This is a genomic window from Ruegeria sp. N7, assembly GCF_056531345.1.
Genome location: NZ_JBQFLR010000001.1, coordinates 138,980 through 152,184 on the forward strand (window position 1 = coordinate 138,980; position 13,205 = coordinate 152,184).

The 13,205-nt window shown below is 54.6% G+C and carries 12 protein-coding genes and 1 tRNA gene; 5 read left to right on the forward strand and 8 right to left on the reverse strand.

Annotated elements, in window-relative coordinates; translation table 11 throughout:
* Positions 1-50 precede the first annotated feature (50 nt).
* From ACR0ES_RS00645 to ACR0ES_RS00665, 5 genes are all read left to right on the forward strand, one after another.
* A complete protein-coding gene (locus ACR0ES_RS00645) occupies positions 51-1,085 on the forward strand; it encodes a cysteine synthase A (RefSeq protein ID WP_267367392.1) in 1,035 nt (344 codons plus the stop codon).
* Complete coding sequence (locus ACR0ES_RS00650) at positions 1,085-3,511, forward strand: DUF3772 domain-containing protein (RefSeq protein WP_480869206.1); 2,427 nt, start codon at positions 1,085-1,087, stop codon at positions 3,509-3,511. Before ACR0ES_RS00645 ends, ACR0ES_RS00650 begins: the two co-directional genes overlap by 1 nt.
* A gap of 143 nt (positions 3,512-3,654) precedes the next feature.
* Positions 3,655-3,744: transfer RNA gene (locus ACR0ES_RS00655), tRNA-Ser, on the forward strand.
* Between the two features lie 236 nt (positions 3,745-3,980).
* Positions 3,981-4,349 (forward strand): group I truncated hemoglobin, encoded by a 369-nt coding sequence (locus ACR0ES_RS00660; protein WP_209596705.1) that lies wholly within the window; start codon positions 3,981-3,983, stop codon positions 4,347-4,349.
* The gene (locus tag ACR0ES_RS00665; RefSeq protein ID WP_209504102.1) at positions 4,346-5,404 is read left to right on the forward strand and encodes an adenylate/guanylate cyclase domain-containing protein; all 1,059 of its coding nucleotides are present in this window, start codon (positions 4,346-4,348) and stop codon (positions 5,402-5,404) included. The genes ACR0ES_RS00660 and ACR0ES_RS00665 overlap by 4 nt, the downstream gene beginning before the upstream one ends.
* A gap of 6 nt (positions 5,405-5,410) precedes the next feature.
* Here the strand turns inward: ACR0ES_RS00665 and ACR0ES_RS00670 are convergent, their stop codons facing one another.
* The 8 genes from ACR0ES_RS00670 to ACR0ES_RS00705 all read right to left on the reverse strand — a co-directional run bounded on the left by ACR0ES_RS00670 (position 5,411) and on the right by ACR0ES_RS00705 (position 13,063).
* On the reverse strand, positions 5,411-6,025 hold the full coding sequence (locus ACR0ES_RS00670) for a TetR/AcrR family transcriptional regulator (protein ID WP_209504101.1): 615 nt from the start codon (positions 6,023-6,025) through the stop codon (positions 5,411-5,413).
* A 113-nt stretch (positions 6,026-6,138) separates the two neighbouring features.
* Positions 6,139-7,008, reverse strand: coding sequence for a polyphosphate kinase 2 (gene ppk2, locus ACR0ES_RS00675; protein ID WP_480772628.1), 870 nt, complete (start codon positions 7,006-7,008; stop codon positions 6,139-6,141).
* Between the two features lie 49 nt (positions 7,009-7,057).
* Positions 7,058-8,011, reverse strand: coding sequence for an alpha/beta fold hydrolase (locus ACR0ES_RS00680; protein ID WP_480565016.1), 954 nt, complete (start codon positions 8,009-8,011; stop codon positions 7,058-7,060).
* The gene (metA, locus tag ACR0ES_RS00685; protein WP_480772629.1) at positions 8,001-8,918 is read right to left on the reverse strand and encodes a homoserine O-acetyltransferase MetA; all 918 of its coding nucleotides are present in this window, start codon (positions 8,916-8,918) and stop codon (positions 8,001-8,003) included. Before metA ends, ACR0ES_RS00680 begins: the two co-directional genes overlap by 11 nt.
* A gap of 36 nt (positions 8,919-8,954) precedes the next feature.
* Positions 8,955-9,827, reverse strand: coding sequence for an ATPase (locus ACR0ES_RS00690; protein ID WP_480583960.1), 873 nt, complete (start codon positions 9,825-9,827; stop codon positions 8,955-8,957).
* A gap of 47 nt (positions 9,828-9,874) precedes the next feature.
* Complete coding sequence (locus ACR0ES_RS00695) at positions 9,875-10,771, reverse strand: DMT family transporter (protein ID WP_480869207.1); 897 nt, start codon at positions 10,769-10,771, stop codon at positions 9,875-9,877.
* Between the two features lie 99 nt (positions 10,772-10,870).
* Entirely contained in the window at positions 10,871-12,034 is a 1,164-nt protein-coding gene (locus ACR0ES_RS00700) for an OmpP1/FadL family transporter (RefSeq protein WP_480869209.1), read from the reverse strand.
* A 123-nt stretch (positions 12,035-12,157) separates the two neighbouring features.
* On the reverse strand, positions 12,158-13,063 hold the full coding sequence (locus ACR0ES_RS00705) for a DMT family transporter (protein WP_480869211.1): 906 nt from the start codon (positions 13,061-13,063) through the stop codon (positions 12,158-12,160).
* Positions 13,064-13,205: the final 142 nt, after the last annotated feature.

Here is a 13,205-nt window from a genome sequence, read left to right on the forward strand (position 1 = left end):
CGGCGGTGCGGCTGTAAATCTTCGATGGTACAAAACGACAAGGGGCCATCATGCGCATTGCACGAGATCTTGCTGACGCAGTAGGAAAAACACCGCTGATCCGGCTGCGCCGCATCAGTGAAGAAACTGGTTGCGAAATTCTCGGCAAAGCCGAATTCATGAACCCCGGTCAATCCGTCAAGGACCGTGCTGCACTCTATATTATCCGTGATGCCATTGCGCGGGGCGATTTGAAGCCCGGTGGCACCATTGTGGAAGGCACCGCCGGCAATACCGGTATTGGTCTGGCGCTGGTGGGGGCGTCAATGGGGTTCAAGACCGTGATTGTGATCCCGGAAACCCAGTCGGAAGAAAAGAAAGACATGCTGCGGCTGGCCGGTGCACAACTGGTTCAAGTTCCGGCTGCACCTTATCGCAATCCCAACAATTTCGTGCATTATTCCCGGCGTTTGGCCGAGGAATTGGCGCAGACGGAACCCAATGGGGCAATCTGGGCCAACCAGTTTGACAACGTGGCGAACCGTCAGGCCCATGTTGAAACCACTGGACCCGAAATCTGGGAACAAACAGACGGTAAGGTCGACGGGTTTATCTGTGCTGTCGGGTCGGGCGGTACGTTGGCCGGGGTTGCCGAAGCGTTGCAGCCCAAGGGTGTGAAAATCGGTCTGGCCGATCCTATGGGTGCGGGTCTCTATTCATATTACACCACCGGTGAAATCGCGATGGAGGGCGGATCGATTGCCGAAGGTATCGGACAGGTGCGGATAACAAAGAACCTGGAAGGGTTCACGCCGGATCATTCCTATCAGATCACTGACACCGAGGCGTTGCCGTATATCTTTGACCTGCTCCGCGAAGAGGGGCTGGTTATGGGCGGGTCGACCGCGATCAACATGGCGGGCGCCGTGCGTCTGGCCAAGGAAATGGGGCCGGGCCACACGATTGTGACTGTCCTTTGCGACTATGGCACACGGTATCAGTCCAAGCTGTTCAACCCGGATTTCCTGCGCGAAAAAGACCTGCCGGTACCGAATTGGATGACCGAAGCACCGCGCAGCATTCCTGGCGTTTTTGAGGACGTGTGATGCCCAAGCAGGTTCGCCTGTTTCTGACACTGGTTTTCCTGTGTCTTGTCGGGGTCGCAGGCGGCGCTGTTGCGCAGCTGACCGACAGGCAAAGTGAGTATTACCGGGGCTGGATAAAAACTGCGGACCGTGCCGAGTCGGTGATCGAAGCGAACCGTGCGTCAAACGCTGCGTTCGAGAATTTGCGTTCTGAAATAAACGGTTACCGAGAGGACTTTAACAAGGCGCGCAGCGCCAACACGGATCGTATCGCAACGCTGGAAAGCCAGATCAAGGCGCTTGGTCCGAAACCCGAAGGGGACGCGACCGAACCTGAAGACATCGCCAAACTGCGAACTCATCTTAATGATCAGCTCAACAGTTTGCGGGTGCCGCGCATCATTTCCGAAGAAGCTTATACCCGCGCAAATGGATTGATCAGTGAAATCGATCGGATCATCCGGACGCGGCAGACAAAACAATTCTTTGAGCGCGGGCCGTCACCGATCAACCCCGTATATTGGGGACCTGCTTGGCAAGACGTAAAAGAGGCGCTTCAGAGCCTGACAAATGAAACAATTACCAACCTGCGTTCGGACGTAGTGAAAGAACGTATCCGTGATCGTGGCTTGGGAATCTTGTTTCTGGTGATCCTGGCCGCGGTTTTACTGATCTTCGGCAAACGTTGGTCCGAACGGGGCGGCGACTATCTGAGGTTGCTGGGCGGAGCGGGCACTGGTGTTTGGTCCTTCATCATTTCTCTGTTGCGGATTCTGTTGCCATGGATCGGTGTCGTTGCCGCCATCGCCGCAATCAGTCTTTCGGGTATTCCGGGTCTGCGAGGCAGTTTGTTGCTGGAAAAAATCCCCTACTGGGCGGCAATTGCCTTCTTCTACGACTGGATTGGCCGACAGATTTACGTGATTGGCGCTTCACAAGGATTCAAGCGCCTGTCTGCTGCTCGGATTACCGAATTGCGGATATACATTGATCTGTTGGCTTTGATGTTGATCCTGCACGAACTGGCGCTTCTGTTTCAGCAGATCGAAAACGTCTCGGATGCGACTCGTGCGGTGATCAGCTTTCCCGTGATTGTTGGAACGGCATTGCTTTTGCTCCGCGTGCGGCAGATCAGAACGAACGACCGCCTGCTGGACCAGACGGCGTCTACCCGGGCCGCCGGATTCAGCCAGTTGTTGGAATTCCTGCGCAAGGCCATGTTCCTGCTGGGGATCGCAACACCCGTACTGGCACTGGCCGGCTATACCAATGCGGCCGAAGCGATCGTGTTTCCGGCGGTAAAAACGCTGGTTCTGATTGCCGCTCTGGCGATTTTCCAACGGTTTGTCAGTCAGATATACGGATGGATCACAGGGCAGGGCGACGCTGCGCGCGACTCTCTTTTTTCAGTCTTGGTGGGCTTTGCACTGGCCATCGTCGCGCTGCCTGTTCTGGCGATATACTGGGGCGCGCGCGAAACGGACCTGCTTGAGGTGTGGTCACGTCTGCTGCTTGGCTTTGACATCGGCGGTGTCATGATCTCGCCCAGCAATTTCCTGACATTTATCGCCGTTTTCGCAATCGGATATACGCTGACACGGTTGTTGCAAAGCGGGTTGCGCAACTCGCTGTTGCCCAAAACCAGCATCGATCCGGGCGGGCAGAATGCGATTGTCGCTGGCTCTGGGTATATCGGGATCTTTCTGGCTGCGTTGGCAGCGATCATGGTCGCGGGGTTTGATCTGTCGTCGCTGGCAATTGTCGCTGGTGCACTGTCTGTCGGTATTGGCTTTGGCCTGCAAACGATTGTGTCTAATTTCGTGTCCGGCATCATCCTTCTGGTCGAACGGCCGATCTCCAAGGGTGACTGGATAGATGTGAACGGGATGATGGGCTACGTGCGTGACATCTCCGTCCGATCGACCCGGATCGAGACGTTCGACAGAACGGATGTGATCATTCCAAACTCGGACCTGATCAGCGGCGTCGTCACCAACTACACACGTGGCAATACCATCGGTAGGGTGATTGTACCGGTCGGTGTCGCCTACGGAACAGATACACGGCTGGTCGAGACCATTCTGGGCGAGGTCGCAAACAACCACCCGATGGTTCTGGCCAACCCGGCGCCCAGTGTAGTGTTTCAGGGATTTGGAGCGGATGCGTTGGATTTCGAGATCAGAGCGATCCTACGGGATGTGAACTGGGTTTTATCCGTCAAATCCGACATGAACCACGAGATCAATCGGCGCTTTCTGGAAGCGGGTATCGAGGTGCCGTTTGCACAGCGTGATATCTGGTTGCGCAATCCCGAAGCTTTGCAGACCTCGAACAAGGTTAAAGAGGCAGGCCTTGCGCCCAAACAGAACACAACCGATTCAACGGCAGGAAAGCCAGTTGAGCTGACAGAATCTGATCTGGACCCTGACGCGGGCGATGAAATCTGACGACCAGCCCGACAGCTGAAAGGTCGCGTTTCTGGTCGCTTGACGCTCTGGGTAGACTACCGGATTTAATTGATCCTTTCCGATGATTTCACCGAATTGGGGCCTTGCAAATCTCATGACATTGGTCCAAACATCGCCGGCACGGAGAGGTGGCCGAGTGGTCGAAGGCGCACGCCTGGAAAGTGTGTAGGCGGGGAACCGTCTCCAGGGTTCGAATCCCTGTCTCTCCGCCATTACCCCCTTAGTCAGAAACCCAAACCCGCCCCAGCGTCTCGGCTGTGTACAACGTGGTTTCGTGTACCACGCCGGGTCTTCGAAAGCGCAGGATTTTAAATCCAGGACACTTTTGCTTTTCCTAAAATGAACGCGCGTTAAGCCGGAAAACGAAAAAAATACCATAAACATTAACAAAAATGTCCATTTGATATAGAATTACAGTGTTTTTGTTCGGTAACTCTTGGGTTTTCGTGTGGCGCAAACGCTTTATGATAAATACGGTGGCTTCAAAACGATTAGCCGTGTCGTGATGACCTTCTATGAAATGGCGTTGGATTCGGATGACATCGGCCATTATTTTGAAGATATTGATATGCCGCGGTTGATTGATCATCAGACGAAGTTTGTATCGTCCCTGATTGGCGGACCGGCGTCATTCAGTGATGACAGGATCGAAGCCGTGCACAGGCATCTGAGTATTTCACACGACGAATTTGATGTGATGGCTGAGCTGTTTGGCGAAGCGCTGAGCGTGCATGGTATGTCCGATCAGGATATCAAAACCGCGCTGGCTGCAATTGAAGGGAAGCGTTCAATTATCGTCGCCCGAAACGCGGCATGAGCATTCATGCAATAAACGAACAGCTGTTACGCGCCATCGGTGTCGGCATTGCCGTGGTGCGCGCCTCGGATCTTCAGTTCGTTTTTCATAACGGGCCGTTTTCGGAGTGGTTTGGAACCCCCGAGAACGGCAGTACTCTTACGGACATTCTTCCCGCCCTTGATCCCAAAGAATTGGAAGACGTCAAGCAATCGGGCTTGAGATATTCGGTTGAATTGCAAATCAAGCCGAAGCGGCGGACCTTGATCTTTGCAGTCGCAGTTTCGTTGGCCAAAGGGCTGTCCGAGCAGGTTCTGATTGTCGAATGCCAGAACATCACGCGCATTCGCGAGCTGGAAAGCATGATCGACAGCTATTCCACCATGGTCGAACGCAACACGCGAGAGCTGGAGCGCGAGAAAGAGCGGGTTGAACGGCTGCTTTTGAACCTGATGCCACGGGCCGTTTATGAAGAGTTCAAAACCTTCGGTGTTGTCACTCCGCAGCTCTACAAGCAGGTGTCTGTAGTCATGCTGGACTTTGTGGGTTTCACCGATTTCGCGGCCAAGACCGACCCGACAGTGACCCTGAGCGAGTTGAACGACATTTTCACAGCGTTTGACAGGATCGTTGAGCAATTCGGGTGTGAAAGGATCAAAACAATTGGTGACGCATATCTTGCGGTCTCAGGCATGCCTGACCCGACACCCGATCACGCGACGGCAGTGGCCCATTGCGCGGTACGTTTCCTGCGTTATCTCGAACGCCGGAACGAAAGCCACCCGCACAAATGGCAGGCCCGGATCGGTTTGGGCATGGGGGCCGCGGTCGGGTCTGTCGTGGGTATTCAGAAATACGTCTACGACGTTTTCGGTCCGGCGGTAAATATCGCGTCCCGACTGCAAATTTTCGCCAATCCTATGAAAATCGTTGCGCCGGAAGAGATGAAATACGCCCTGATTGACGAATTTCAGGTCTCGGACCTGGGACGTGTTGATATAAAGGGAATGGGCGAGATGAATCTGATCAACGTAACGTCCGGGCTGAGCTTACCGCAAAGCAGCCGAACTTTTTGACAGGTGTCAGTCGTCCTGCGGGATCAGGCCCAGCCCTCGCAGGTAGATTCCAATGCCGCTTTCCAGCAGGTCTTCCGGGGGGAAGGGTGACGTCGCTCCGGTATTGCGCGCGTATAATTCAACCACGCCATGGCTCATCGCCCAGATATGTGCGCTGAACATCGACGCGGGCGGGCGCTTTTCAGGTGGAATATGTTGTGACAGGTCGTCGGCGGCTTTTTCAAGAACCGATTTGGCCCGATTGGCGGCCATTGATAGTTCGGGGGTGCGATTCAACGATATTCCGCTTTCGAACATGGCGATGTAATGGCCGGGGTTCTTCCGCGCAAAAGCCAGATAGGCCCGCCCGGTTGCCTCGAAGGCGGCAAGGGCAGAGGGTTGGCCCTTGTCATAAGCGTATTGCATCAGGTCCGCGAACATCTCGAACCCTTGCCGTGCAGCTTCGGCGATAAGGTCTTCGCGCCCTTCAAAATGGCGATAGACAGCGGCGGGTGTTACGCCAGCGGTTTTGGCGGCTTCAGATAACGTAAAACCTGTCGGCCCCTTTTCTTCGATCAGGGACAAGGCTGCCTCGATCAGGGCTTGCTTTAGGTTTCCGTGATGATAACCGCGTTTCGACATCCCGGCCTCAGGTTCTTTGATTAGGTATTGGAAGACAAGGGGATAGACCAAATACACACGGTCGTCCAACGCTTGCCCTTGAAATCCTTGGCCGGGCAGGGTGAAAACGCAACCTAGGCTTCCCAGACATCCGGACCACCGCAGATCAGGGGATCAATGTCGCCAATGCTTTTTGCGTCCTTCTCATCATAGTCCAGCGTGTGCAAAACCGTTTGGATTGCTGCAAGACGGGCGCGTTTCTTGTCGTCCGACCGGACAATTGTCCAAGGAGATACGTCTGAATGTGACCGGGTCAGAGTTTCTGAAATCGATTGTGTGTATTCGTCCCACTTGTCCAACCCAGCCACGTCAATCGGGCTGAGTTTCCATTGCTTTAATGGGTCGGTTTCACGGGCCAGAAAGCGGTTCAGCTGCTCAGCCCGCCCGACATTGAGCCAGAACTTGAAGAGTTTGATGCCATCATTGACCAGACCCGTTTCAAGCGGCAGAACCTGACGAAAGAACTGCTCGCGCTCTTCCTGGGTGCAGAAACCAAAGACGTTCTCGACCACGCCGCGATTGTACCAGCTGCGGTCAAAGAACACGATCTCGCCAGCGGCAGGCAGGTGAGGGATGTAGCGCTGAAAGTACCATTGACTGCGTTCAGTCTCTGAGGGTTTGCTGAGCGCCACATTGCGCGCGCCGCGTGGGTTCAGGTTTTCGCGAAACCGTTTGATCGTTCCGCCCTTACCGGCGGCATCGCGGCCTTCGAAGATGATGGCGATCCGTTGCGCCGTGTCCTTGACCCAAGATTGCATTTTGACCAGCTCGATCTGGAGCAGTTCCATCTGCTCTTCATAGTCTTTGGTCTTCATCTTCTCGCTATACGGGTAGGTCGGGTTCAGGATTTCGCCTTTCTTCGAATTCTTGATCTCGTCCCGCACAGCTTTGGGCGCGCTTTCCTGAAAATACTTCTCGATAGAACCTTTTTCGGTCCGGGCCATATGTCACCTCGCGATAAAACCCATATCCGACTATGGATTAGAGCTTGGATTAACGCAAACCTGCACGCCGCGCTGCACGATCAATTGCGGCGGCAACCTCGGGCGCTGCGACAACCTGCGGCATGTGACCGATCCCCGGTAACGCGACCAGTTCGGCCTGCGGGATTTGCTGGATCAGTCGTTGGGAATGCCACTCGAGGCCGACAGTGTCGTCGGCGGTGCCGTGAACGATTTCGGTTGGCACTGAAATCTCACCGTATTTTGGCTGCAATTGGGTTATCTCATCCAATAGATTGGCCCGTTGCTTGGCATTTGCATGCATGGAACTGCGCCGGATGGTCAGGCCGGGTCCGAAATGCTGGGCATATCCAGCGGGGGCCGATTGGGGCGCAAATACAGTGTCCAATGCCCGTGTCACGTACCAATCGGGCACGAAGGAAGAGATCAGGGGCAGGGCGAGCGCGTTGCCGACCGTGGTAGATGCCAATTGGTTAAACCCATCCAGCGGCGTTTCCCACGGAATGGCAGCAGGTGCGATCAGAACAAGCGCCGAGAGATCCTCGGGCCTTGTGACCGCCCATGCAAGTGCCACTGAACCGCCATAGCTTTGGCCCGCAACGATTGGCTTTTCCGCCCCAAGTTGGGCAGCAGCTTTTTGCAGGATATCCGCTTGCTCCGTGATCGTTTCACCGTCTGGGTTGAAACTTTCTGAAAACCCCAGGCCGGGCCGGTCAAAAACGATGACGCGGTAGTTTTCCGCCAGAATGGGTGCCAGCGCAAAGGTCATGTCGCGGGTGTTGCCGCTTGAGCCGTGAAGAAGGACAACATCCGGCCCATTCCCCATGATAACCGCATGAACGGCGATCCCGTCGACATCAAGAATCTGGCCTTCGGGTGGGAAAGCCGCTTCTGCCTGTGCTTCGTTCCGGGCGCTGCGCCACGCAGTCACAACGGCAAGGCCCAGAATGATGAGGCCAAAGGATATCAATGTTTTAGCGGCCAATTTCGCTCATATCAAAAGGCGTCGTCTGATAGATTTCGTTTATCCAGTTTCCGTAAAGAAGATGCGCGTGGCTGCGCCAACGGTTTTGAGGTGTCTTGGATGGGTCATCATCCGGATAGTAGTTGATCGGCACGTTGATGGGCGTGTCATTGGCGACGTCACGGTCATACTCCTGTTTCAGCGTGTCGCTGTCATATTCAAAATGGTTGAAGATATACAGCGCGCGATGGCTGGGATCCTCGACCAGACATGGGCCCACATCATCACTGCCCAGCAGGGTCGTTAAACCCTGCGCGGCGTCGATCTCAACTTGTTTCATTTCCGTCCAGCGGCTGACCGGGATAACGCAATCGTCAGAGAACCCACGTAAGAAAGGTGATGCAGGGTTCAGGTTGCGGTGACGGAAACAGCCAAAGGCCTTGGCATCCAGCATGTGTTTTCGGACACCATGAAAATGGTTGATCATCGCCATCCCGCCCCAGCAAACGCCAAAGGTTGAATGAACGTTTGTCTGGGTCCAGTCGAAGATTTCGCTGATTTCATCCCAATAGGTGACGTCACCGAATTCCAGATGCTCGATCGGCGCACCAGTGATGATCAGGCCGTCGAATTTCTGGTCCTTAACCTCCTGAAAAGGCTGGTAGAACTCGGACATATGCTCGGCGGCGGTGGTTTTTGTCTGGTGTTCCGTCATACGGATCAAAGACAGTTCGATCTGCAACGGAGTTGCGCCGATCAGACGTGCGAACTGGTTTTCCGTCTGGATCTTCTTCGGCATCAGATTCAGCAGCCCAATGCGCAGGGGGCGAATATCCTGACGCATTGCCTGATCCTCGGACATGACCATAACGCCCTCTTTGTTCAGGACGTCGAAAGCGGGCAGATCTGAGGGGATTTTGATGGGCATGTGTCTGACTTCGAAGAGATTAGGGAAAACTGGTAGTTAGGCGTTATTGCGACTGGCCTCAAGGGTGCGTTCGATCAACTCGTCGAAATCAGCCGCATCTCGGATCTTGCCGATGTCGTTGGCATCAATCGTCACGCCCCAGTTCTTTGCCATCGCCTCGTACCGGGGCTGACGATGGGCCAGGGCTTGCGCATAGGTCCAGCGGACAAAATCATCGGGGTTGACCTCGGTCTCGGCACAGCCGTGTTGATCCAGATACTCTGTCCAGGAACGGGTCAGGAAATCGGCCTGATAGGACATGGGTTTCGGGGATTTGTCGAAACGGCGCACAAGATCGACCGTGTGACCCTCGTCACCCTTTAGCCAGATCATGAGGGTATGCCGTGCGAGTTCGGACAAAACCTGATCTCTTGGGTCTTCGGGGTCTACCCATTCGCAGATCGACCCACCCGTATCACAGATAAAATGGGGATATTTATATAAACGCTCGGCGCGGTCGATGAAGTATTCGGTGTCCAGCAGCGCATGAATTTCGGCCAAGCGAAACTGTTCCTGCCTGCGGCGGTATTCCGGCATGTCCAAGCCGCCCAGATCGGGGTTTCCCGGCTTGCCCAGATAAGCGGCAACAGGTGTCAGGTTGGCGAATGAAATATTCGAACCGATATAGATCGAATCCGACAACAGCAGTTCACGCAAGAACGGAACTTTCATAGCCTCGGCCTTGGCATTGTCGGTGATGTACTCGCCCATATAGCGCGTTCCGATCCGGTAATCGATCGAGTAGTGGAACCAGTTCCCGGAATCTCGGAGGATGTTGGATACGTAGGTCTTGCCCAATCCTGACATGCCAAAGAACAGCACTTTCTTGCGGCTTGCGGTGCGCCAGTCATTGGCTGAGGTGTAGATCATTTTGCGCTGTCCTTTTTTGCCCTAGCTAAATCGGGCAGCGCACGGCGTCAATTGGGCCGGGACGAACGATTCAGAACCAAAAGGCCAATCGCCAGAACGGCAAAGCCCAGAAAGGCGTTTGGGGGCAGGGACTCTTCGCGCAGCAATGCGCCCAGAACAATAGCGACCGGGGGTATGACAAGCGTCACCAACATAAGATTGCCACTGCCGGCCATTGCCAAAACCCGATAGTAAAGCAGATATGCGCCGGCCGTTGCGACGATCGCATAGTACCCGATGGCCGCCCAGGTTATTGCGGGTAACGCCAAGCTGGGTACTCCATCAACTGCTAGTGTTATTGGCAATACCAACACTGTCGAAGCCGTCAGCATACCGGCGGCGGCAACCACCGGTGGAAGGTGCGATAATGTCTGCCTCGCCCAAGCCGCGGCGCATGCGTAGGAAACTGTTCCGGTCAACACTGCAATCTGAGCGGTGCTTTGCAGGCTGAAACTCAAGAAATTCTGCGCTCCGATCGCGATTGAGACACCAAGAAAGCCCAAGCAGACACCCAGTAGCCGGGTCTTTGTCAATCGTTCGTCGCGAAAAAACAGTGCTGCAATCAGAACGCCGAAGATCGCGGTCGCCGCGTTCAGGATCGCCGTCAGACCCGTGTCAATGTACAGCTGCCCCCAAGCCATCAGGCTAAAGGGGATGACGTTGTTCAATAGCCCCATGACCAAAAAAGCGCCCCAGACTCGGGGCGCGCTTTGCACCTTGCCCCCCCCGATCCAGGTCACCAGCCACAAGACCAGCATGGCCCAGAATGTGCGGTGCAAAACCGACGTCATCACGGGAAGTGTGTCCAGAGCGACCCGGATGGAAACAAAGGAAGCGCCCCAGATCAGTCCAAGCAACAAAAGCTCGGCCCAGGCGCGAAGAGAGAGGCGTTTTTGTGCATCCATACGGGCACTGTTTCATTGAAGTTAACCAACGGCGACCCGGTTCATGCGAAAAAGCCCCGCAGAAACTGCGAGGCTTTGTAGGAACATATGATACTCAGATCAGTTCAGAGCGTATGTGATCTGAAAACCAACGCTCCAGGCGCTGTTGCCTGTGAATGTACCACGTGCCGCCGGACCGGCGCCATTCGCGGTGGCATCTCCGATATCCGTGTAACGCACACCACCGGAAATTTTGGCATTCTCAAGAGAATAGGTGCCACCCAGACCGATGCTCCAGAACCCATCTGTCGGGCCGAGGTTCGACACCGGCGTACCTTGGGAAGATTCGTAGCCCAGTGTCACAGCACCAGAAAATTCTTCCGAGAACTGATAACCCAAACCCAGCGAGTAGGTGAACGTGGCTTCGTCATAATCAACCAGGTTCGTCGTCGGCGGATAGTTTGGCGGGTTATACACAAGCTGTGGCCAGTCGACCCAACGGATCGAGCCGAACAACAATGTCTTGGGCGCCACACCAGTCTGGAAATCCAGGTTGATTGACTGCGGTGTTTCAATCTCACTTGTGGTGTTGAACGTTGCCACAGTCCCCGGTGGAATTGGTGGGAAAGGAGGCGGGTTGAGCGATTCTGTCTGCGAAAGGTCGTGGCTGATCTTGGAGTTGTAAGTCAGCGATACACGTGCTGCGATTTCGGGTTTTTCCCAGGCGACACCAACAACATACCCAAATGCGGTATCAGCGCTGGTATCCACCTGATAGCCTGCGGTAATAGGAACAGTTATCGAGGCCTTGACGCGCTGCGCGCGAATACCACCGATCGCACTGAACCCGCCATCGAATTTGTAGCGCAGCAGCGCTGTGATGGCATCTGTATCCGCTGTCGCCCTCAGGCTGTCGGTTCGACCGCCGGGAATTGGGTTGATAGACAGGGGATACGTGCTCGCGTACTGAATATCGGCACCGAAGGGCTGATCATACATGATGGCGAAATCAAGCTTTTCTGTAAGCGCCGTTTTGTACCCCAAGTGCGGTGTAAAAAAGTCGTTCGCAACTTCACCTGAATCAACGGGTTGGCCACCATTTGTGCCAAAAACGTCTGGCATCGTACCGGTCACGCTTGGGTCGGTATACCCCAACCGAAACTGAACTGCAGAGCCTTCTTCAAAGATCAGGTTGATACCCTGACCGCTGCGGTCCAGGCCGCCTGCAAAACCAGCCGTTGCTCCAACGCACAAAGCGCACGTTGCGAGTAGTGTTGTTTTCATTCTGTCCTCCCGAACTTTTTCGAGTATTTGCCTGGCGAAGAATTGAGTGAGTCCAGCGCCTACTCGTGTGTAATGCGCGATACTTTCTTTTCAGTTAGTTTAAGGTCAACTGGTGACGGTGCGTTACTTGTTGCCACTACAGTTCTGAACTGTTGCTAAACTGTTACGATTTTCGGACCAGATGTTCAGGAAAATGCCTGCAAAGATGATAGCGGCGCCGATCAGCACCCAATGGTCGATGGGCTCGTGATAGAGGATCATTCCGATCACCGCGATTGTCGGAAGGCGTGCAAAATCAAAGGGAATTACGACGGTTGCCGGGGCGATAGACAGGGCATTGGTAATGCAAAAATGCGCCAGCAAACCCGCCAACCCAACCAGAATCAAGTAGGGCGCGGTTTGCATTGTCGGAAGCACAATCTGACCGTCGATGCCAGCGGCTGTGGCCCCAAGGACCGCTTGCATTGCAGTTAGCCAGAAAACGATACACCCAATACTGGCAAATCGCGTAAGATTCTTGGTGGTAATCGTTGTAAACGCGAAGAAAACCGCTGATGCCGCTGCTGTTATTAAGCCGGGGCTCAGGGGGGCAGCGCCTGGGCGTGTGACGATCAGAACCCCTGAAAACCCAATTAGCGCCGCAATCAACTTGAGCGGGGTCAACCGTTCGTTCAGAAACAGCGGCGAAAGCAGGATCACCCAAAGCGGTTGAGTGAACTCCAGCGCGAAAACCTGTGCCAAAGGAGCCACTGCCACGGCGTAGAACCAGAGATTTTGCCCTGTAAAGTGTAAGGTGTTTCGTAAAGCATGCAATCCCAGCCGTTCGGCTGAAACCTGCTGCCAGTTGCGCGTTAAAGTCAGGACTGTTGCAACAACAACGAACCCCACGATGCTGCGATACATCATGATTTCAAAGGTATCATGCGCAGAACTCAGCTCACGCCCTGCAACCGCCATGGATGAGAATGAGGCGATCGCACCTGTCATCCATAGACCGGCCTTCAACACGTCTTTCTGCGCATGGCTCATTTCGGGCGTCCCTCAGGTTCGTCGCGTAGCCGCGCGGCCAAAAGACCGCAAGGCCAAGAGCCTATGATAAGCAGGCTAGGTTTGCCCGGCCATTCAAACGTCGAAGGTGCACCAGATTCAAGGTCGTATAGATGACTGCCCC

Excerpts from the sequence above, each read along its gene's own strand:
- ACR0ES_RS00650 (WP_480869206.1), top strand. The coding sequence starts at position 1,085 with ATGCCCAAGCAGGTTCGCCTGTTTCTGACACTGGTTTTCCTGTGTCTT.
- ACR0ES_RS00695 (WP_480869207.1), bottom strand. The coding sequence starts at position 10,771 with ATGGATGCACAAAAACGCCTCTCTCTTCGCGCCTGGGCCGAGCTTTTG.
- ACR0ES_RS00645 (WP_267367392.1), top strand. The coding sequence starts at position 51 with ATGCGCATTGCACGAGATCTTGCTGACGCAGTAGGAAAAACACCGCTG.
- ACR0ES_RS00670 (WP_209504101.1), bottom strand. The coding sequence starts at position 6,025 with ATGTCGAAACGCGGTTATCATCACGGAAACCTAAAGCAAGCCCTGATC.
- ACR0ES_RS00665 (WP_209504102.1), top strand. The coding sequence starts at position 4,346 with ATGAGCATTCATGCAATAAACGAACAGCTGTTACGCGCCATCGGTGTC.
- metA (WP_480772629.1), bottom strand. The coding sequence starts at position 8,918 with ATGCCCATCAAAATCCCCTCAGATCTGCCCGCTTTCGACGTCCTGAAC.
- ACR0ES_RS00700 (WP_480869209.1), bottom strand. The coding sequence starts at position 12,034 with ATGAAAACAACACTACTCGCAACGTGCGCTTTGTGCGTTGGAGCAACG.
- ppk2 (WP_480772628.1), bottom strand. The coding sequence starts at position 7,008 with ATGGCCCGGACCGAAAAAGGTTCTATCGAGAAGTATTTTCAGGAAAGC.
- ACR0ES_RS00690 (WP_480583960.1), bottom strand. The coding sequence starts at position 9,827 with ATGATCTACACCTCAGCCAATGACTGGCGCACCGCAAGCCGCAAGAAA.
- ACR0ES_RS00705 (WP_480869211.1), bottom strand. The coding sequence starts at position 13,063 with ATGAGCCATGCGCAGAAAGACGTGTTGAAGGCCGGTCTATGGATGACA.